The sequence below is a fragment of the Pseudomonas sp. 10(2024) genome, from assembly GCF_045164175.1.
Classification (GTDB): domain Bacteria; phylum Pseudomonadota; class Gammaproteobacteria; order Pseudomonadales; family Pseudomonadaceae; genus Aquipseudomonas; species Aquipseudomonas alloputida.
This window is the reverse complement of record NZ_CP174006.1, coordinates 3,802,207-3,821,245: the sequence shown is the minus strand read 5'-3', so window position 1 is coordinate 3,821,245 and position 19,039 is coordinate 3,802,207. Positions and strand designations below refer to the sequence as shown.

Below are 19,039 nucleotides of genomic sequence, written 5' to 3'. Positions count from 1 at the left end.
CCTTTCGAAGGATTTACCGGATGTTGCCGCGCTTTCCTGCCGTCACCCGTAGCCTGTCCCTGGCCGCCCTGTTGGTAGCGGGCCCCGCTGCTGCGCTGGAGCTGCCACTGCCACCGCCCGGTGAAGACATCGTCGGCCAAGTGCATGTGATCAAGGCAAAGTACGAGGACACGTTCGCCGATATCGGCACCGCAAACGACCTCGGCTACCTGGAAATGATTGCCGCCAACCCCGGCGTGGACCCTTGGCTGCCGGGCGCTGGCACCGAGATCATCCTGCCGACCCGTTTCGTCCTGCCGCCGGGCCCGCGCGAAGGCATCGTCATCAACCTGGCTGAGTACCGCATGTACTACTTCCCCAAGGGGGAGAGCGTGGTGTACACCTTCCCGCTGGGCATTGGTCGCGAGGGGTGGGGGTCGCCGATCGCCAACACCAGGATCACCGCCAAGACACCCAACCCGACCTGGACGCCGCCCGCTTCGATTCGCAAAGAGCACGCCGAGGACGGTGACATCCTGCCGACTGTGGTGCCGGCTGGCCCGGACAACCCGCTGGGGCCGTTCAAGTTCACCTTGGGCGTACCGGGCTACCTGATCCATGGTTCGAACAAGAAGTTCGGCATTGGCATGCGCACCAGTCACGGTTGCTTCCGCATGTTCAACAACAACGTGCTTGAACTGTCGAAGATGGTGCCGGTGGGGACGCCAGTGCGCATCATCAACGAGCCTTACAAGTTCGGTATCAGCGCCGGCAAGGTCTATCTTGAGGCACACACGCCGCTGGATGATCAGGGTAACCCGTCGGTTGTCGACAAACACACCGCAGTTATCAATGCCTTGCTCAAGCGCGAAGACCTGGCCAATAACCTACGCATGAACTGGGACATGGTGCGTGACGTGGTGGCTGCAGAAGATGGTATGCCGGTAGAAATTGCCGTGCCGGTGGAAAACCAAGGGGCCGCACCGATGGTGACGAGCATTCCGCCCGAACTGCAGTAAGGTAATTTCGGCGTACCCAGGCCTGCCCTTAGTGCAGGCCTTTTCGTACCTGCTGACCGCGTTTGTCGGTTTCAAAGGCAATAAAAAAGCCGACCCACAAGTGGGTCGGCTTCTTAACAATCCGTGAGGATTATTACTTGCGGCTGGCTTTGTCCAGCATACGCAGGGCGCGCTCGTTGGCTTCGTCAGCGGTCTGCTGAGCCTTCTGAGCGGCTGCCATTGCGTCGTCAGCCTTACGGTAGGCTTCGTCAGCACGAGCTTGAGCGCGAGCTGCTGCGTCTTCAGTCGCAGTCAGACGAGCTTCGGTTTCTTTGGATACGCTGCTGCAACCGGTAGCCAGAACTGCGGCCAGAGCCAGAGCAGAGAATTTCAGAACGTTGTTCATCGTGTTCCCCTTCAAGGACTTTCTATTAAATAGCCATCTCTCAGGAAAGAGAAACTGGCCGGCGTACATAGTACCCATTACTTGTAGTAAGTAAACTGACAGAGCGCAAGAACTGCAAAAAAAATGTTGCTTGACTCCGCGCCGACAAGATTTGCGACGTGTCTGTGAAAAAAAACTGCAGGGTTCGCAAGCGGTTGTGGTACAGGAACTTTTTTGTTGAACTAAGGGTGACTTTAACTGTCGATCAGCGTCTTAAGCCCTAGTACATCCGGTGGCTGTTGGGCGGGCTTGGGAAAGTCGCCTAGGCGGCGGTTTAGCCTTTTTTAACCGCCAGCACCTTGAGCAATCCCGCTTGCGGTGCCTACTATCTTGTCAGTGCCAGACGATCCGAACGATTACAATCGTCCAATGGTCGAAGCGGCAACAGGTGGCGTAGAGGATTCTGTGCCGGATAAACCACCATCGGTTAAGGTAAGGGTCTGCCGAGAAGACCTGCGAGGAGTAGTGATGAGCGAAGCGCTGACCATCCACCATGACCAGGCCGGTCATCAGTTCGAGACCAACGTGGACGGTCATCGTGCCTACTTGACGTACATGGATCTGGGCAAGCAGACGCTGGACATCTATCGCACCTTCGTGCCCAACGCCCTGCGCGGCCGTGGGATCGCTGCCGCCCTGACCGAGCGGGCTCTGGAGTACGCCGAGCAGATGGGCTACACGGTGATCCCGTCTTGCTCGTATGTGGAGCGTTACATGGAGCGCCAGCAGCGGCATTCGAGCAAGGCCTGAGCTGACGACAGGCGCCAGACACAACAAAAAACGCCGGGCAGTGCCCGGCGTTTTTCATTCCCGCAATGTTCAGCCGCGCTTACGCTGCGGCAGCACATCCTTGAGCTTGGCATGCATGCTGCGCAGGGTTTTCTCGGTAGCCGACCAGTCGATGCAGGCGTCCGTGATCGACACGCCATACTGCAAATCGTCCAGGTTTTTCGGAATGGACTGACAGCCCCAGTTCAGGTGGCTTTCGACCATCAGGCCGATGATCGACTGGTTGCCCTCGAGAATCTGGTTGGCGACGTTCTCCATCACCAGCGGTTGCAGGGCCGGGTCCTTGTTGGAGTTGGCATGGCTGCAGTCGACCATGATGTTGGCCTTGATCTTGGCCTTGGCCAGGTCCTGTTCGCACAGGGCGACGCTGACCGAGTCGTAGTTCGGCTTGCCATTGCCGCCGCGCAGTACCACGTGGCCGTATGGGTTGCCCTTGGTGGTGACGATCGACACGCCGCCCTCCTGGTTGATGCCCAGGAAGCGGTGCGGCTTGGACACCGACTGCAGGGCATTGATGGCAACGGTCAGGCCGCCGTCGGTGCCGTTCTTGAAACCCACCGCCGAGGACAGGCCCGAGGCCATCTCGCGGTGTGTTTGCGATTCGGTGGTGCGGGCACCGATGGCCGACCAGCTGATCAGGTCTTGCAGGTACTGCGGCGAAATCGGGTCGAGCGCTTCGGTGGCGGTCGGCAGGCCCATTTCGGCCAGGTCCAGCAGCAGCTTGCGGCCGATGTGCAGGCCGTCCTGGATCTTGAACGAGTCATCCAGGTACGGATCGTTGATCAGGCCTTTCCAGCCGACGGTGGTGCGCGGCTTTTCGAAGTACACGCGCATGACCAGGTACAGCGTATCGGACACTTCTTCGGCCAGCACTTTCAGGCGCTCGGCGTATTCGTGGGCTGCCTTGATGTCGTGGATGGAGCAAGGGCCGACCACGACGAACAGGCGATGGTCCTTGCCGTCGAGAATATTGCGCACCACTTCACGGCCGGCAGTCACGGTCTGCAGGGCCTTGGCGCTGAGGGGGATTTCCTTCTTGAGCTGATCAGGGGTGATCAGGGTCTCGTTGGAGGCAACGTTCAAGTCATCGATCGGTAAATCAGCCATCGTGTTACTCGTCAGGTCACGGGTGCCGGCCGCCAACTATCCCCGTGCGGCCCAGCAGCAAGAATAATCGCAGCGGGGAGCCGAACCTTAGCGCGTTACAGATGGCACGACAATGGGCTGAACCCAGTCATTGTGGGGTTTTTACCTGAGCGAGGGTGTTGCGCGCGAATGGACTGCCCAGCGCTACGTAACCTGTGTAAAAAGAGTGCTGACCCTTTACCTGGAGATTGGCATGCATTCGCACCCCCCTCGCATCGGCATCATCGGCAGTGGCGCCATCGGCGGCTTTTATGGGTTGATGCTGGCCCGGGCCGGTTTCGATGTGCATTTTCTGTTGCGCAGCGAGTACCAGGCCGTTTGTGAGCGCGGGCTGAGCCTGGACAGTGCCGTGCATGGCGCACTGCACATGAATGTGCAGGCTTACGTCAGTGCCGCTGACATGCCGCCCTGTGACTGGCTCCTGATCGGGGCCAAGGCCACCAGCAACGAGCAGTTGGCACCGTTGATCGTCCAGGCTGCTGCGCCCGGCGCCAAGGTGGTGCTGTTGCAGAACGGCCTGGGTGTCGAGGAGCAGTTGCGTCCTGCCTTGCGCAGCGACATGCACCTGCTCGGCGGCCTGTGCTTCATCTGTGTCAACCGCCAGGCTCCAGGTGTAATCCGCCACCAGGCGCTGGGGGCGGTCAACCTGGGGTATCACAGTGGGCCGGCCACCGATTGCGGTGTCGCGCTGGTGAATGAAGGCGCCGGGTTGTTCCAGGCTGCGGGGATCGACTCGCAGGCCATGCCGAACCTGGCCTTGGCGCGCTGGCAGAAGCTGGTATGGAATGTACCTTACAACGGCCTGTCGGTGCTGCTGGGGGCCAGCACTTCGCCACTGATGGTCGACAGCAATAGCCGCGAGCTGATACAGGCCTTGATGGCCGAGGTGGTGCAGGGGGCGGCAGCCTGTGGCCATGTACTGCCCGCGGGCTATGCCGAGCACTTGTTCCAGGTGACCGAGCGCATGCCCGACTACTGGCCGAGCATGTATCACGACCATGTCCACAAACGCCCGCTGGAGCTGGAGGCCATTTACGCCGAGCCGCTGGCACGCGCACGGGCGGCAGGCTGCAGCATGCCGCGCACTGAAATGCTGTACCAAGCGCTGAGTTTCATCGACAGCAGCGACCGGCCGGCCTGAGGGTGGCCGAGGCTTCGGCGGGGCCCTCCAGCCCACGGCAGCAGCGCGCCGGACGGCAAAGCGAGCGTCCGGCGCGCTGCTAAGCTGAAGCTTGCTCTGCCGCTGCGGCAGTCGAGGAGGTCGAATGATCCGCTCCATGCTGTACGCCACCGACCTCGGTGTCTACGCCCCTTTCGTGATGCAACATGCGCTGGCCCTGGCGCGCACGTTCGGTGCCGAGTTGTATGTGATCCACGCGGTCGAGCCGATGGGCCAGTTCGCCGAATCCCTCCTGCAAAGCTACCTCGATGAGCAGACGCTCGATCAATTGCACAGCCAGGGGGTGAACACGGTGATGGCGAACATAGAGCAGCGTGTACTGGAAAACTTTCGCGACGAGCTGGGCGAAGAGGCTGACCTGGCGGTGATCAAGGCCGTGCGTGTGCGACAGGGCGACCCGGCGCAGGTGATTCTCGACCAGGCCCAGCGGCTAAGCGTCGACCTGTTGATATTCGGTAGCCACAGTGCCGGTGCCGGGGTGGATGTACCGCTGGGGCGCACGGCGGTGCGGCTGCTGCAGCTGTCGCCGGTGCCGGTGTACATGGTGCCCTTGGCGCAGCATCTGGGGCGTAGGAAAACGTGAAGATAGGTGCAGTCCATTTCCGCGGGCATGTAACAAAATAGTTCTAGATTTATTTCCAGAACCACTAATATAGTTATATATCGTCGCTGCCTGCTGCCGCGGACTCACCGCTGAACCGAGGGAAACCTATGAAGCTTCAACAACTGCGCTACATCTGGGAAGTGGCGCACCATGACCTCAACGTCTCCGCGACGGCGCAGAGCCTGTATACCTCCCAGCCAGGTATCAGCAAGCAGATCCGCCTGCTCGAAGACGAATTGGGTGTTGAAGTCTTTGCCCGCAGCGGCAAGCATCTGACCCGCGTTACCCCGGCCGGTGAGCGCATCATCAATACCGCAGGCGAAATCCTGCGCAAGGTCGAGAGCATCAAGCAGATTGCCCAGGAGTTCTCCAACGAGAAGAAGGGCACGCTGTCCATCGCCACCACCCACACCCAGGCGCGCTATGCGTTGCCGCCGGTTATCAGCAGCTTCATCAAGCAGTATCCGGAGGTGTCCCTGCACATGCATCAGGGGTCGCCCATGCAGATTGCCGAGATGGCTGCGGACGGTACGGTCGATTTCGCCATCGCCACCGAGGCGCTGGAGCTGTTCGGCGACCTGATCATGATGCCGTGCTACAAGTGGAACCGTTGCGTTGTGGTGCCACAGGGGCACCCACTGGCCAAGCTGCCGAAACTGACCCTGGAAGCCGTCGCCGAATACCCGATCGTCACCTACGTGTTCGGTTTCACCGGGCGCTCGAAGTTGGATGAGGCTTTCAATCACCGCGGCCTCACGCCAAAAGTGGTCTTCACCGCGGCTGACGCCGACGTGATCAAGACGTATGTGCGCCTGGGGCTGGGCGTGGGTATCGTTGCCGGCATGGCTGTGGACGCCAAGCTCGACAGTGACTTGGTGGCGCTGGATGCCAGTGAGCTGTTCGAAGCCAGCATCACCAAGATCGGCTTCCGTCGTGGCACCTTCCTGCGCGGCTTCATGTGCGACTTCATCGAGAAGTTTGCCCCGCACCTGACCCGTGAAGTGATGGCCAAGGCCATTCAGTGCCATAACAAGCAAGAGCTGGAAGAATTGTTCGAAGGCGTCGAACTGCCGGTGCACTGATTCGGGGGGGTGATGGGGTCGCTGTGGGAGTAACGGCCCTTGCTCAATGTCTGAAAGCTGGCGCGATCCCTGTGGGAGCAGGCTTGCCCGCGAACACGGGCGAAGCCCGTGCCAGCCACCGCGGTGTCTTCTTCGCGGGTAAACCCGCTCCTACAGGCCGCCCTAGCTATCTCAAGCCTTGCTGATCAGGTTGCCCGCATGCAACCCACATTCCTTCTGCGTCGACTCTTCCCACCACCAGCGCCCTTCACGCTCATGCTGGTTTGGCAGCACCGGGCGGGTGCATGGCTCGCAGCCAATGCTGATGAAGCCACGCTCGTGCAGGCTGTTGTACGGCAGCTCGAGCATGCGGATATAACCCCATACCTCTTCACTGCTCATCTGCGCCAGTGGGTTGAACTTGTACAGCGTGCGCTCAGGCGTGGAAAAGGCGCTGTCGATTTCCAGTGCCGCCACCTGGCTGCGGGTGCCCGGGCTTTGGTCGCGGCGCTGGCCGGTGGCCCAGGCGCTGACGGTGGCCAGCTTGCGTCGCAGCGGCTCGATCTTGCGAATGCCGCAGCACTCGCCATGGCCGTCCTTGTAGAAGCTGAACAGGCCCTTTTCCTTGACGAACGGGTCGAGCTTGGCGCGGTCGGGGCTGAGGATCTCGATGGGCAGGTTGTACTGTTCGCGTACCTGGTCGATGAACCGGTAGGTCTCCGGGTGCAGGCGCCCAGTGTCGAGGCTGAATACCTTTACCTGCTTGTTCAGCTTCCAGGCCATGTCGACCAGCACCACATCCTCGGCGCCGCTGAAGGAGATCCACAGGTCATCACCGAAGTGCTCGAAGGCAAGCTTGAGGATGTCCTGCGGGGACTTGTTGGCATAGGTCGCGGCCAGGGCGGCGACGTCGAAGGGTTGGCTCATCAGGCGGTTTCCATCTTGGCTGTGGCGCTGTGCGCTCGTAGTAGGGGGATGGTAACAAAAAAATCGTGGTCTAGATGGGCTCACAAGCCCTGCAGGGTCTGCATCAGCACCCGCACTTTGGCGATCGACTCTTCATACTCGGCCTGCCACTGCGAGTCGGCTACCACCGCGCCGCCGCCCCAGCAACTGACCTGGCCATCTTTGATCAGCAAGCTGCGAATGGCGATCGAACTGTCCATTTCGCCGCGCACATCCACATACAGCAGCGAGCCGCAGTACAGCGCGCGGCGCGCGGGTTCCAGTTCGTCGATGATCTGCATGGCGCGGATCTTCGGTGCGCCGGTGATCGAGCCGCCAGGGAAGCTGTCGCCGATCAGGTCCAGCGCATCCTTGTCGCTGGCCAGCTGGCCGGTGATGCTGCTGACCAGATGGTGCACGTTGGGGTAACTCTCCAGGCTGAACAGTTCCGGTACCTTCACTGAGCCAATCTCGCACGTGCGCCCCAGGTCGTTGCGCAGCAGGTCGACGATCATCAGGTTTTCCGAGCGGTCCTTCGGGCTGTGCAGCAGCTCCTGTGCATTACGCTGGTCTTCCGCCGGGTCGCTGGCGCGTGGGCGGGTGCCCTTGATCGGCCGGGTTTCCACCTGGCCCTGGCTGACGCGGATGAAGCGCTCGGGCGAAAAGCTCAGCAGGGTACTGCCGTCTTCCAGTTGCTGGTAGCCGGAGAAGGGGGTCGGGCAGGCCTGGCGCAGGGCCTGGTAGGCCCGCCATGGATCGCCTTGGCAGGGTGCGCGAAAGCGTTGGGTGAGGTTGATCTGGTAGCAGTCACCGGCCTGGATGTAGCGTTGTACCTGGTCGAAAGCGGTTTTGTATTGCTCCGGCTCCAGGTCACCGGCCATCGGCGCGAGCAGCCGGAAGTCGCCGGTGGTGGCGCTGGTGTCCTGGAACAGGCTGATCAGGCGTTCGCGCTCGTCGCCGGCCAGGCTCGGGTGGAACACCAGCTGGCTGGTGCCGAGCAGATGATCGCTGACCAGTGCCCAGGCATACAGGCCCAGTTGTGCGTCTGGCAAGCCCAGGTCGTCCACGGCCAGACTTGGCAGGTGTTCCAGGCGGCGGCCGAAGTCGTAGCTCAGGTAGCCGATCAGGCCCCCGGCGAAGGGCAGCTCTACACCGTTGGGCAAGTCGGCGTGGCCCAGTTGTGCCAGGCCAGCGCGCAGGCGCTGGAGGAAGACGCGGCCATCTTCATCGGGCTGCGCCTGCAGTTGTTGCAGCGGCCAGGCGCTGAGCAGGTCGAAACGCCCGCGTTCGGCACCGGGGCGCGCGCTGTCGAGCAGGATCGCACCGGGGGCCTGGCGCAGGTGGGCGAAATAGGCGGCAGGGTCGGGCTGGTAGGGCAGGGGGTGTAGCGTGCAGGTCGGCATCAGTATGGACGGCGATGTAAAAGCGAGGAGGGCGATTGTAGACCTGTGCAGGAAAAGCGCCTAGCGCTGGGTACGACATTCAACATTGTGTTTGGCCCATACGCAGCACAAGGCAGTTCCTGCAGGTCGAGCGAAGCGCTTGAATCAACTGCAGTGCTTGCAAGAGCAACCTTGTGCTGCGAATGGGCTGCAAGGCAGCCCCTGTATTTCAGCGGTTGGGCACATGCCCGAACAGGCCCTGTGCTACCCGTACCCGCTGCTCGGCGTCTTCGGTCACACCCTCCTTGGCCAGTGCTTCGATGTGCGCCTCGATGGCATGGGTGCGCTGAGTCAGGCCGCAGTCGTTGGCAATCTGGATGTTCAGCCCCGGGCGGGCGTTGAGCTCCAGAATCAGCGGGCCCTTTTCCTGGTCAAGCACCATGTCCACGCCGATATAGCCCAGGCCGCACAGTTCGTAGCAGCCAGCGGCCAGCTTCATGAAACCGTCCCAGTTCGGCAGTTGCACGCCGTCCACCGCGTTGGTGGTGTCCGGGTGCTTGCTGATGATGTTGTTCAGCCAGGTGCCGCGCAGGGTCACGCCGGTGGCCAGGTCGACACCCACACCGATGGCGCCCTGGTGCAGGTTGGCCTTGCCGCCAGACTGGCGGGTCGGCAGGCGCAGCATGGCCATCACCGGGTAGCCCATCAGCACGATGATGCGGATGTCCGGTACACCTTCGTAGCTGATGCTCTTGAATATCTGGTCCGGGGTCACGCGGTACTCGATCAGCGCGCGGTCACGGTGCCCGCCGAGGGAGTACAGCCCAGTGAGGATGCTGGAAATCTGGTGCTCGATTTCCTCATGGCTGATGATCTTGCCCGACACTGTGCGGTAGCGGTCCTCGAAGCGGTCGGCGATTACCAGGATGCCGTCACCGCCGGCGCCTTGCGCCGGCTTGATGACGAAATCGCTGCGACCGCCGATGATCTGGTCGAGCTTCTCGATCTCTTTTTCGGTCTCGATGATGCCGTACATTTCCGGCACATGGATGCCGGCCGCCAGTGCGCGCTCCTTGGTGATGATCTTGTCGTCGACGATCGGGTACAGGTTGCGCTTGTTGTACTTCAGCACATAGTCCGCGTTACGCCGGTTGATACCCATGATGCCCCGGGCCTCCAGGGCTTTCCACGTCTTGATGAGGCCAAACATCAGGTGTCTGCCTTGTTCAGAAAGGCCTTGAAGCGCACGAGCTCGGTCAGGCGGTAGCCGCGATAACGGCCCATCGCCAGCATGAAGCCCACCAGGATCAGCAGCACCGCCGGGAAGGTGAACACGAAGTACACCAGCTCCGGCACCATCATCAGCAGGTGTGCCAGGGAGGCGGCGAACAGGGTGCCGATGGCCACTTTCATGGCATGGCCGCCACCACGCTCCTCCCAGGTGATCGACAGGCGTTCGATGGTCATGGTCAGGATCACCATCGGGAACAGCGCTACCGACAGCCCGCGTTCAAGGCCCAGCTTGTGGCTGAACAGGCTGATGGCGGCAATCAGTACCACGACGAAGGTCAATACCACCGACAGGCGTGGCAGCATCTGCAGCTTGAGGTGTTCCAGGTACGAGCGCAGCGACAGGCCCAGTGCTGTGATCACCGTGAACAGCATGATACCGAAGCCCAGCTGGGTTTCGCGGAACGCCAGGGCGATCAGCACCGGGGTGAATGTGCCCAGGGTCTGGATGCCGATCAGGTTGCGCAGCACCAGGATCACCAGCACGCCGATCGGGATCATGACCATGATCATGAAGGTTTGCTGGGTTTGCAGCGGCAGGCCGTACAGCGAGTATTCGAGGAAGTCGGCGTCGGTGTTCTCGTCGGTCAGCTTGGCCAGGCGGATGGCGTTCATCTCGCTGTTGTTCATGCTGAAGGTGACGGTGGCCTTCTTGCCGCCATCGACGGTGATCAGGTTGTCGTCACCGGTCCACCACAGCAGGCGGTCGCTCGGCAGGCCTTGCTCACCGGTGTCCGGGTTGAAGTACAGCCAGTCGTCGCCGTTGAAGCTGCGCAGCCACAGCTCCGGGGTTTGCGGGGTGTCGGCCAGCAGGCGGATGGTGTGCACCTTTTCCATCGGCACGTGGGCGATGGACAGCAGCAGGTCGATGACCTGGGCCTTCTTCATTGCCGAAGTGTCGCCGGCCAGCAGCAGCTTGACGTTGTCGTCGTTGAGGTTGTTGACCCGCTTGATGGTCTCGCTGACGAAGGTCTCGACGTCGGCCGAGTGCTGGCGTATAGGCGCCATCAGCGCTTCAGCGGCGATCTTCTCGGGGCCTTCGACGGCCAGGCTGTCACGGAAGGTCGGGCCTTTGACCTTGGTCTTCTCGTTGCTGTAGCGCTTGGTCAGTACCAGGCGGTAGTAGAGGGTCTGGTTGCCACTGGCGCGACGTGCCGACCAGGTAACCTTGCGGTTGCCGTCGGCACGGTTGATGCTGACCCCGTAGTTGTTGGAGATGAAGCTCTCGTTGAGGCTGACGTAGTCGCGGTTCAGCGGTGGCACGAACATCTGCACCTTGACCGGGTCCTTGCTGCTGGCCACGAACTCGACCTTGGCGTCGATGTTCCACAGGTCGTCGGTTTCATCCTCGGTCACCGGGATGCCGAGCACGAAGATCTGATAAGCCGTGACCGCCACGCCCAATAGCACCAGCACGGTGATCAGGACTTTCAGATGGAGGGTAAGAGAGCGCATCGGGATTACTCTGCTTTGGGAGCGTCGGTGGCACAGGCAGGTTTGCCGGCCGCATATTTAAGGCTTGGGTCAACCAGTGCGTCGAAGTGCTTGAGTGCCTCGGAACCGATCAGCAGCGGGAACTGGAACGCGCTGCGGTCGGTGAGGTTGACTTCGATGGTGCGCCTGGTCTGGCCCATGCAGATTTCGAGTTCGATGACCGGGCGGGCCGTGTAGGCCTTGCCCGATTCGGCATCATAGTCGCCAGCCCGGCGCTTGATCTTGCTGACACGTGCCAGTGGGCGTTCGATCGGGTGCGAATGGGCCGCATCGATGGCGAGGTAGAAGCGTACCCAGCTTTCGCCATTGCGCTTGAACCGCTTGATGTCGCGGGCACTGAGCGACGCGGTCTTGGCACCGGTGTCGAGCTTGGCGGCCACTTCCAGGTCCAGGTCGCCCAGATGTGCGTATTCGTTGAGACCATACACGGTCTTGCCCGCAGCCTGGCCAAGGGCCGGCAGCAGGGTGAGGCATAGCAGCAATAAAACGGGTGTAAGTCTCATATTCCTGGCGCGGTGCATTGCAAGGTTCTAGGCAAGGTTCAGGTCAAGGTGACTGGCAATTACTGCGCAAGCTTCCTCGTTTATCTGTCAACAGGCACGAATGCATGACAGACAGGCTATCCATACCCCATCGGAGGCGCGGCATTCTATCACGCCGACGTCTTGACGCCAGCGGTGCGCGATCTGACAGCGTTGAAGTGGTGATAGTTCGCGATTAGACGATTGTCGACAATGTTCATTTTGTCTTTGACTTGCAGGTCTTGTTTCGCTAGTTTCTGACCAAGAGTTTTAAAAGGTGTCGACAATATGCAGGACCTTTCCACCCCCGGCCCGGTGCTGACAGACGAAACGGAAACCCTCTCCGAAAACGTCTTCCGACGCATCCAGGCGGCCATTGTCAAGGGTGATATCGCCCCCGGCAGCAAGATTTCCGAGCCGGAGTTGGCGCGCACCTATGGCATCAGCCGCGGGCCGCTACGCGAGGCTATCCACCGCCTTGAAGGCCAGCGCCTGCTGGTGCGCGTGCCGCATGTGGGCGCGCGAGTGGTATCGCTCAACCACGCCGAGCTGATCGAGCTGTACGAAATCCGCGAGTCGCTGGAAGGCATGGCCTGTCGCCTGGCCGCCGAGCGCATGAGCCAGGCCGACATCGACGAACTGCGCCGGGTGCTCGACACCCATGAGCGCGATGCCGCGTTCCAGGCCGGCCTGGGCTACTACCAGCAGGAAGGCGACTACGACTTCCATTACCGGATTATTCAGGGTAGCGGCAACCAGACCCTGGTCAAGATGCTCTGCGGCGAGCTGTACCAGCTGGTGCGCATGTACCGTATCCAGTTCTCTGCCACGCCTAACCGGCCACGCCAGGCCTTTGCCGAACACCATCGCATTCTTGATGCCATCGCCGACCGTGACGGCGAACTGGCCGAACTCCTGATGCGCCGCCACATCGGCGCGTCCAAGCGCAATATCGAGCGTCACTACCTGGACGCCCACAACAACAGCACACGAGGTGAGAAATGACAGTCAAGAGCACCCCCGGTCAGCGTTTCCGTGACGCCGTTGCCGCTGAGCATCCGCTGCAGGTGGTTGGCGCCATCAACGCCAACCATGCCCTGCTGGCCAAGCGCGCCGGCTTCAAGGCCATCTACCTGTCAGGTGGCGGCGTGGCTGCCGGCTCCCTGGGCCTGCCAGACCTGGGCATCACTGGCCTGGACGACGTGCTCACAGACGTGCGTCGCATCACCGACGTGTGCGACCTGCCGCTGCTGGTGGATGTCGACACCGGCTTCGGCGCTTCGGCTTTCAACGTTGCCCGTACCGTGCGCTCGATGAGCAAGTTCGGCGCTGCCGCCATCCATATCGAGGACCAGGTTGGCGCCAAGCGTTGTGGCCACCGTCCCAACAAGGAAATTGTCAGCCAGCAGGAAATGGTCGACCGTATCAAAGCTGCCGTCGACGCCCGCAGCGATGACAGCTTCGTGATCATGGCGCGTACCGATGCGCTGGCCGTCGAAGGCCTGAACGCCGCCCTGGACCGTGCCGAAGCGTGTGTCGAAGCTGGCGCCGACATGATTTTCCCGGAAGCCATCACCGAACTGCAGATGTACAAGACTTTCGCTGATCGGGTGAAGGCACCGATCCTGGCCAACATCACCGAGTTCGGTGCCACGCCGCTGTACACAACCGAAGAGCTGGCCTCGGTCGACGTGTCGTTGGTGCTGTACCCGCTGTCGGCGTTCCGCGCCATGAACAAGGCGGCCGAGAACGTGTATACCGCGCTGCGCCGTGACGGCACGCAAAAGAATGTGATCGACACCATGCAGACTCGCATGGAGCTTTACGATGCCATTGGTTATCACGCCTTCGAGCAGAGCCTCGATGCACTGTTTGCCCAGAAGAAGGGCTAAGCGCTAGCGCCCGAATTAGCCAGAAAGCATCCATAACAAATTCAAGAAAGGAGAAACACCATGGCCGAAGCAAAAGTACTCAGTGGCGCAGGCCTGCGTGGCCAGGTGGCCGGCCAGACTGCACTGTCGACCGTGGGCCAGGCCGGTGCCGGGCTGACCTACCGTGGTTATGATGTGCGTGACCTGGCCGCCGGTGCCGAGTTCGAAGAAGTCGCCTACCTGCTGCTGTATGGCGAGCTGCCAACCCAGGCCGAACTGGCCGACTACAAGCGCAAGCTCAAGGGCCTGCGTGACCTGCCGCAAGCCTTGAAGGAAGTGCTTGAGCGCATCCCGCGCGATGCCCACCCGATGGACGTCATGCGCACCGGTTGCTCGGTACTGGGCACCCTCGAACCAGAACTGACCTTTGAAGCCCAGCGCGACAAGACCGACCGCCTGCTGGCGCTGTTCCCGGCCGTGATGTGCTACTGGTACCGCTTCACCCACCATGGCGTACGCATCGACTGCACCACTGATGAAGACACCTTGGGTGGCCACTTCCTGCACCTGCTGCACGGCAAGAAGCCGAGCGAGCTGCACGTCAAGGTCATGAACGTGTCGCTGATTCTCTACGCTGAGCACGAATTCAACGCCTCGACCTTCACTGCCCGCGTCTGTGCCTCGACCCTGTCTGACTTGTACTCCTGCGTTACCGCAGCCATCGGCTCGCTGCGTGGCCCGCTGCACGGCGGTGCCAACGAGGCTGCGATGGAGCTGATCGAACGCTTCCAGAGCCCGCAGGAAGCCACCGCCGAGCTGCTGCGCATGCTCGAGCGCAAAGACAAGATCATGGGCTTTGGCCATGCCATCTACAAAGAGTCCGACCCGCGCAACGAGGTGATCAAAGGCTGGTCGAAGCAGCTGGCTGACGAAGTGGGTGACAAGGTGCTGTACCCGGTTTCCGAAGCCATCGACAAGACCATGTGGGAGCAGAAGCGCCTGTTCCCCAACGCCGACTTCTACCATGCCTCGGCGTACCACTTCATGGGCATTCCGACCAAGCTGTTCACCCCGATCTTCGTCTGCTCGCGGCTGACCGGCTGGGCGGCGCACGTCTTCGAGCAGCGCGCCAACAACCGCATCATCCGCCCGAGCGCCGAGTATGTCGGCGTCGAACAGCGCCAGTTCGTGCCGATCGAGCAGCGCTGAATAGCTATAGAGAGGCAACCCGTTTCCCTTGAGGGAGCGGGCGTGCCCGCGAATGCACCCGGCCTTGCAACCACTGTGCACCTGCTGACGCATTCGCGGGCACGCCCGCTCCCACAGGTACGGTGAAACCTTCCGAATCCTGTGACCGAGCCTGATTCCATGATGAACACTGCATACCGCAAGCACCTGCCAGGCACCGACCTGGACTACTTCGATGCCCGCGCGGCGGTCGAGGCGATCAAGCCCGGCGCCTACGACGGCTTGCCATACACGTCCCGCGTGCTCGCCGAGAACCTGGTGCGCCGCTGCGACCCTGCTACGCTCGATGCCTCGCTGAGCCAGCTGATCGAACGCAAGCGCGACCTCGACTTCCCGTGGTTCCCGGCCCGCGTGGTGTGCCATGACATCCTCGGCCAGACTGCGCTGGTCGACCTTGCCGGCCTGCGTGACGCCATTGCCGATAAAGGCGGCGACCCGGCCCAGGTCAACCCGGTGGTGCCGGTGCAATTGATCGTCGACCACTCGCTGGCCGTCGAGTGTGGTGGTTTCGACCCGCAGGCCTTCGAAAAGAACCGCGCCATCGAAGATCGCCGCAACGAAGACCGCTTCCACTTCATCAACTGGACCAAGAAGGCGTTCAAGAACGTCGACGTGATCCAGCCGGGCAACGGCATCATGCACCAGATCAACCTGGAGAAGATGTCACCGGTGGTCCACAGCGACCGCGGCGTAGCCTACCCGGACACCTGCGTCGGCACCGACAGCCACACGCCGCATGTCGATGCACTGGGTGTGATCGCCATCGGCGTAGGCGGCCTGGAAGCCGAAAACGTGATGCTCGGCCGCGCCTCCTGGATGCGTCTGCCGGAGATCGTCGGCGTCGAGCTGACTGGCAAACTGGCCCCGAACATCACTGCCACCGACCTGGTACTGGCCTTGACCGAATTCCTGCGCAAGCAGAAAGTGGTCGGCGCTTACCTGGAGTTCCATGGTGAGGGTGCCCGTGCCCTGACCTTGGGCGACCGCGCCACCATTTCCAACATGGCCCCGGAATACGGCGCCACGGCGGCGATGTTCGCCATCGACCAGCAGACCATCGACTACCTGCGCCTGACCGGCCGTGAAGAGCAGCAGGTCAAACTGGTGGAAACCTACGCCAAGGCCACCGGCCTGTGGGCTGACAGCCTGGGCGGCGCGGTCTACGAGCGTACCCTGAGCTTCGACCTGTCGAGCGTGGTACGCAACATGGCCGGCCCGTCCAACCCGCATGCCCGCGTCGCCACCAGCGACCTGGCGGCCAAAGGCATCGCCGGCAGCTGGGAAGAAGTGCCGGGGCAGATGCCGGACGGCGCGGTGATCATCGCTGCCATCACCAGTTGCACCAACACCAGCAACCCGCGCAACGTGATTGCCGCAGGCCTGATTGCGCGCAATGCCAACAAGCTGGGCCTGACCCGCAAGCCGTGGGTCAAGTCGTCGCTGGCTCCCGGCTCCAAGGCCGTGCAGCTGTACCTGGAGGAAGCAGGGCTGGAGAAGGAGCTGGAGCAACTTGGCTTTGGCATCGTCGCTTTCGCCTGCACCACCTGCAACGGTATGTCCGGCGCCCTGGACCCGGTGATCCAGCAAGAAATCATCGACCGCGACCTGTACGCCACTGCCGTGTTGTCGGGTAACCGCAACTTCGACGGGCGTATCCACCCGTACGCCAAGCAGGCCTTCCTGGCCTCGCCACCGCTGGTGGTGGCGTATGCCATTGCCGGTACCATTCGTTTCGACATCGAGAAGGATGTGCTGGGCGTGGTCGATGGCAAGGAAATCCGCCTCAAGGACATCTGGCCCAGCGACGAAGAAATCGATGCGGTGGTGCGTGCAGCGGTCAAGCCGGAGCAGTTCCGCAAGGTCTACATCCCGATGTTCGCCATCGAGGAAGACCGCGGGCCGAAAGTTGCGCCGCTGTATGATTGGCGCCCGATGAGCACCTACATCCGCCGCCCTCCCTACTGGGAAGGTGCCCTGGCCGGCGAGCGCACGTTGCGTGGCATGCGCCCGCTGGCGGTGCTGCCGGACAACATCACCACCGACCACCTGTCGCCGTCCAACGCCATCATGCTCGACAGCGCCGCCGGTGAATACCTGGCGAAAATGGGCCTGCCGGAAGAAGACTTCAACTCCTACGCTACCCACCGTGGCGACCACCTGACCGCCCAGCGCGCCACCTTCGCCAACCCCAAGCTGTTCAACGAAATGGTGCGCAATGACGATGGCAGTGTGAAACAGGGCTCGCTGGCGCGTATCGAGCCGGAAGGCAAGGTTACCCGCATGTGGGAGGCGATCGAGACCTACATGCAGCGCAAGCAGCCGCTGATCATTGTCGCCGGTGCCGACTACGGCCAGGGTTCGTCCCGTGACTGGGCGGCCAAGGGCGTGCGTCTGGCCGGTGTCGAGGCGATCGTGGCCGAAGGCTTCGAGCGTATTCACCGCACCAACCTGGTAGGCATGGGCGTGCTGCCGCTGGAGTTCAAGCCGGGCACCGACCGCAAGACCCTGGGCCTGGATGGCAGCGAAACCTATGACGTGCTGGGTGCGCGTACGCCACGGGCGACCCTGACCCTGGTGGTTACCCGTGCCAATGGCGAGTGCCTGGAAGTACCGGTGACCTGCCGTCTGGACACCGCCGAGGAAGTGTCGATCTACGAAGCGGGCGGGGTGCTGCAGCGCTTTGCCCAGGACTTCCTCGAAGCGACCGCCTGAGCATGAATCGGGGGCCGCTTTGCGGCCCTTTCGCGACACAAGGCCGCTCCCACAAAGGGCGGCGCAGTACCTGTGGGAGCGACCTTGTGTCGCGACAGGGCTGCAAGGCAGCCCCAGGGTATTTCACCGGACTATCAGGATGCCCAATAAAATGGCACATGTACCCCAGATCAAAATCCCCGCCACCTACATCCGCGGCGGCACCAGCAAAGGTGTGTTCTTCCGCCTGCAGGACCTGCCCGAGCAGGCGCAAATTCCAGGTCCCGCTCGCGATGCGCTGCTGCTGCGGGTAATCGGCAGCCCCGACCCTTACGGCAAGCAGATCGACGGCATGGGCGGCGCCACGTCGAGCACCAGCAAGACCGTCATCCTGTCGCAAAGCATCAAGCCCGAACACGATGTCGACTACCTGTTCGGCCAGGTCAGCATCGACAAGGCCTTCGTCGACTGGAGCGGCAACTGCGGCAACCTGTCCGCTGCGGTCGGTTCGTTTGCCATCAGCAGTGGCCTGGTCGACCCGGCGCGTATTCCGCGCAACGGTATCGCCACCGTGCGTATCTGGCAGGCGAATATCGGCAAGACCATCATCGCCCACGTCCCGATCACTGGAGGTGAAGTGCAGGAAACCGGCGACTTCGAGCTGGACGGGGTCACCTTCCCGGCGGCCGAGGTGCAGCTGGAGTTTCTTGACCCTGCAGCCGATGAAGACGGCGGTGGCGGTGCCATGTTCCCCACCGGCAATCTGGTTGATGACCTGGAAGTGCCGGGGGTCGGTACGTTCAAGGCGACCTTGATCAATGCCGGCATCCCGACCATTTTTGTCAATGCTGCCGATATCGGCTACACCGGTACCGAACTGCAGGACGCCATCAACGGCGATCCGCAGGCGCTGCTGCGCTTCGAGACCATTCGCGCCTATGGCGCCGTGCGCATGGGGCTTATCGACAACGTCGACCAGGCTGCCGGGCGTCAGCACACGCCGAAAGTGGCGTTCGTCGCGCCGCCGAGCACCTACACTGCCTCCAGTGGCAAGGCGGTGCAGGCCGGTGAGATCGACCTGCTGGTGCGGGCCTTGTCGATGGGCAAGCTGCACCATGCCATGATGGGTACGGCTGCGGTGGCAATTGGCACTGCGGCGGCCATTCCGGGCACGCTGGTCAACCTCGCCGCTGGCGGAGGCGAGCGCAGCGCTGTGCGTTTCGGTCATCCTTCGGGCACCCTGCGGGTCGGGGCCGAGGCACGCCAGGTGAATGGTGAGTGGACGGTAACCAAGGCAATCATGAGCCGTAGTGCTCGCGTGCTGATGGAGGGCTGGGTTCGCGTGCCTGGCGACAGCTTCTAACGCACCACTGGCGCTCGGCTTTAGTTCGTTGG

17 protein-coding genes are annotated in these 19,039 nt (G+C 62.0%); 10 read left to right on the top strand and 7 right to left on the bottom strand.

Going from position 1 to position 19,039, the window contains the following annotated elements:
- Nucleotides 1–20 precede the first annotated feature (20 nt).
- Nucleotides 21–998, top strand: a complete 978-nt coding sequence (locus ACI7M0_RS17305) for a L,D-transpeptidase family protein (protein ID WP_020192894.1) — start codon at nucleotides 21–23, stop codon at nucleotides 996–998.
- A gap of 133 nt (nucleotides 999–1,131) precedes the next feature.
- Here the strand turns inward: ACI7M0_RS17305 and ACI7M0_RS17300 are convergent, their stop codons facing one another.
- Nucleotides 1,132–1,383 (bottom strand): Lpp/OprI family alanine-zipper lipoprotein, encoded by a 252-nt coding sequence (locus tag ACI7M0_RS17300; protein WP_003250288.1) that lies wholly within the window; start codon nucleotides 1,381–1,383, stop codon nucleotides 1,132–1,134.
- Nucleotides 1,384–1,890: 507 nt separating this feature from the next.
- Here ACI7M0_RS17300 and ACI7M0_RS17295 point away from each other — a divergent pair.
- Entirely contained in the window at nucleotides 1,891–2,172 is a 282-nt protein-coding gene (locus ACI7M0_RS17295) for a GNAT family N-acetyltransferase (RefSeq protein ID WP_003250290.1), read from the top strand.
- 69 nt (nucleotides 2,173–2,241) lie between these two features.
- Here ACI7M0_RS17295 and ACI7M0_RS17290 read toward each other — a convergent pair whose 3' ends face one another.
- Nucleotides 2,242–3,318: a 3-deoxy-7-phosphoheptulonate synthase gene (locus ACI7M0_RS17290; RefSeq protein WP_014591663.1), complete on the bottom strand. Its 1,077-nt coding sequence runs from the start codon at nucleotides 3,316–3,318 to the stop codon at nucleotides 2,242–2,244.
- 232 nt (nucleotides 3,319–3,550) lie between these two features.
- Here ACI7M0_RS17290 and ACI7M0_RS17285 point away from each other — a divergent pair, with 232 nt between their 5' ends.
- The 3 genes from ACI7M0_RS17285 (at nucleotide 3,551) to cysB (ending at nucleotide 6,223) form a co-directional block, all read left to right on the top strand.
- Entirely contained in the window at nucleotides 3,551–4,498 is a 948-nt protein-coding gene (locus ACI7M0_RS17285; protein WP_129932126.1) for a putative 2-dehydropantoate 2-reductase, read from the top strand.
- 124 nt (nucleotides 4,499–4,622) lie between these two features.
- A complete protein-coding gene (locus ACI7M0_RS17280) occupies nucleotides 4,623–5,120 on the top strand; it encodes a universal stress protein (protein ID WP_003250295.1) in 498 nt (165 codons plus the stop codon).
- A gap of 128 nt (nucleotides 5,121–5,248) precedes the next feature.
- The gene (cysB, locus tag ACI7M0_RS17275) at nucleotides 5,249–6,223 is read left to right on the top strand and encodes an HTH-type transcriptional regulator CysB (protein WP_010953293.1); all 975 of its coding nucleotides are present in this window, start codon (nucleotides 5,249–5,251) and stop codon (nucleotides 6,221–6,223) included.
- A 171-nt stretch (nucleotides 6,224–6,394) separates the two neighbouring features.
- On the opposite strand, the gene ACI7M0_RS17270 is transcribed toward cysB, so the two are convergent.
- From ACI7M0_RS17270 to ACI7M0_RS17250, 5 genes are all read right to left on the bottom strand, one after another.
- On the bottom strand, nucleotides 6,395–7,129 hold the full coding sequence (locus tag ACI7M0_RS17270; RefSeq protein WP_003250299.1) for a phosphoadenylyl-sulfate reductase: 735 nt from the start codon (nucleotides 7,127–7,129) through the stop codon (nucleotides 6,395–6,397).
- An 80-nt stretch (nucleotides 7,130–7,209) separates the two neighbouring features.
- On the bottom strand, nucleotides 7,210–8,550 hold the full coding sequence (pabB, locus tag ACI7M0_RS17265; protein WP_129932127.1) for an aminodeoxychorismate synthase component I: 1,341 nt from the start codon (nucleotides 8,548–8,550) through the stop codon (nucleotides 7,210–7,212).
- Nucleotides 8,551–8,758: 208 nt separating this feature from the next.
- Nucleotides 8,759–9,739 carry an alpha-L-glutamate ligase-like protein gene (locus ACI7M0_RS17260; RefSeq protein WP_104962137.1) on the bottom strand — a complete coding sequence of 327 codons (981 nt, stop codon included), beginning with the start codon at nucleotides 9,737–9,739 and terminating at the stop codon, nucleotides 8,759–8,761.
- Nucleotides 9,739–11,274: an inactive transglutaminase family protein gene (locus ACI7M0_RS17255; RefSeq protein WP_014591660.1), complete on the bottom strand. Its 1,536-nt coding sequence runs from the start codon at nucleotides 11,272–11,274 to the stop codon at nucleotides 9,739–9,741. The genes ACI7M0_RS17260 and ACI7M0_RS17255 overlap by 1 nt, the downstream gene beginning before the upstream one ends.
- A 5-nt stretch (nucleotides 11,275–11,279) precedes the next feature.
- Nucleotides 11,280–11,816 (bottom strand): ATP-dependent zinc protease, encoded by a 537-nt coding sequence (locus ACI7M0_RS17250; RefSeq protein WP_010953297.1) that lies wholly within the window; start codon nucleotides 11,814–11,816, stop codon nucleotides 11,280–11,282.
- Between the two features lie 306 nt (nucleotides 11,817–12,122).
- Between ACI7M0_RS17250 and ACI7M0_RS17245 the strand changes: the two genes are divergently transcribed.
- The 5 genes from ACI7M0_RS17245 (at nucleotide 12,123) to prpF (ending at nucleotide 19,007) form a co-directional block, all read left to right on the top strand.
- Nucleotides 12,123–12,839 (top strand): GntR family transcriptional regulator, encoded by a 717-nt coding sequence (locus ACI7M0_RS17245; RefSeq protein ID WP_003250308.1) that lies wholly within the window; start codon nucleotides 12,123–12,125, stop codon nucleotides 12,837–12,839.
- Nucleotides 12,836–13,726: a methylisocitrate lyase gene (prpB, locus tag ACI7M0_RS17240; RefSeq protein ID WP_012053054.1), complete on the top strand. Its 891-nt coding sequence runs from the start codon at nucleotides 12,836–12,838 to the stop codon at nucleotides 13,724–13,726. Before ACI7M0_RS17245 ends, prpB begins: the two co-directional genes overlap by 4 nt.
- 60 nt (nucleotides 13,727–13,786) lie before the next feature.
- Nucleotides 13,787–14,914, top strand: a complete 1,128-nt coding sequence (gene prpC / locus ACI7M0_RS17235) for a 2-methylcitrate synthase (RefSeq protein WP_003250313.1) — start codon at nucleotides 13,787–13,789, stop codon at nucleotides 14,912–14,914.
- A gap of 162 nt (nucleotides 14,915–15,076) precedes the next feature.
- Nucleotides 15,077–17,665: a Fe/S-dependent 2-methylisocitrate dehydratase AcnD gene (gene acnD / locus ACI7M0_RS17230; protein WP_010953299.1), complete on the top strand. Its 2,589-nt coding sequence runs from the start codon at nucleotides 15,077–15,079 to the stop codon at nucleotides 17,663–17,665.
- 151 nt (nucleotides 17,666–17,816) lie between these two features.
- Entirely contained in the window at nucleotides 17,817–19,007 is a 1,191-nt protein-coding gene (prpF, locus tag ACI7M0_RS17225) for a 2-methylaconitate cis-trans isomerase PrpF (RefSeq protein WP_129932128.1), read from the top strand.
- The last annotated feature ends 32 nt before the right edge of the window (nucleotides 19,008–19,039 follow it).

Coding starts and splice junctions, on each gene's coding strand:
- acnD (WP_010953299.1), top strand. CDS start 15,077: ATGAACACTGCATACCGCAAGCACCTGCCAGGCACCGACCTGGACTAC.
- ACI7M0_RS17285 (WP_129932126.1), top strand. CDS start 3,551: ATGCATTCGCACCCCCCTCGCATCGGCATCATCGGCAGTGGCGCCATC.
- prpF (WP_129932128.1), top strand. CDS start 17,817: ATGGCACATGTACCCCAGATCAAAATCCCCGCCACCTACATCCGCGGC.
- prpC (WP_003250313.1), top strand. CDS start 13,787: ATGGCCGAAGCAAAAGTACTCAGTGGCGCAGGCCTGCGTGGCCAGGTG.
- ACI7M0_RS17270 (WP_003250299.1), bottom strand. CDS start 7,129: ATGAGCCAACCCTTCGACGTCGCCGCCCTGGCCGCGACCTATGCCAAC.
- prpB (WP_012053054.1), top strand. CDS start 12,836: ATGACAGTCAAGAGCACCCCCGGTCAGCGTTTCCGTGACGCCGTTGCC.
- ACI7M0_RS17305 (WP_020192894.1), top strand. CDS start 21: ATGTTGCCGCGCTTTCCTGCCGTCACCCGTAGCCTGTCCCTGGCCGCC.
- ACI7M0_RS17295 (WP_003250290.1), top strand. CDS start 1,891: ATGAGCGAAGCGCTGACCATCCACCATGACCAGGCCGGTCATCAGTTC.
- ACI7M0_RS17250 (WP_010953297.1), bottom strand. CDS start 11,816: ATGAGACTTACACCCGTTTTATTGCTGCTATGCCTCACCCTGCTGCCG.
- ACI7M0_RS17300 (WP_003250288.1), bottom strand. CDS start 1,383: ATGAACAACGTTCTGAAATTCTCTGCTCTGGCTCTGGCCGCAGTTCTG.
- ACI7M0_RS17260 (WP_104962137.1), bottom strand. CDS start 9,739: ATGTTTGGCCTCATCAAGACGTGGAAAGCCCTGGAGGCCCGGGGCATC.
- ACI7M0_RS17280 (WP_003250295.1), top strand. CDS start 4,623: ATGATCCGCTCCATGCTGTACGCCACCGACCTCGGTGTCTACGCCCCT.
- cysB (WP_010953293.1), top strand. CDS start 5,249: ATGAAGCTTCAACAACTGCGCTACATCTGGGAAGTGGCGCACCATGAC.
- pabB (WP_129932127.1), bottom strand. CDS start 8,550: ATGCCGACCTGCACGCTACACCCCCTGCCCTACCAGCCCGACCCTGCC.
- ACI7M0_RS17245 (WP_003250308.1), top strand. CDS start 12,123: ATGCAGGACCTTTCCACCCCCGGCCCGGTGCTGACAGACGAAACGGAA.
- ACI7M0_RS17255 (WP_014591660.1), bottom strand. CDS start 11,274: ATGCGCTCTCTTACCCTCCATCTGAAAGTCCTGATCACCGTGCTGGTG.
- ACI7M0_RS17290 (WP_014591663.1), bottom strand. CDS start 3,318: ATGGCTGATTTACCGATCGATGACTTGAACGTTGCCTCCAACGAGACC.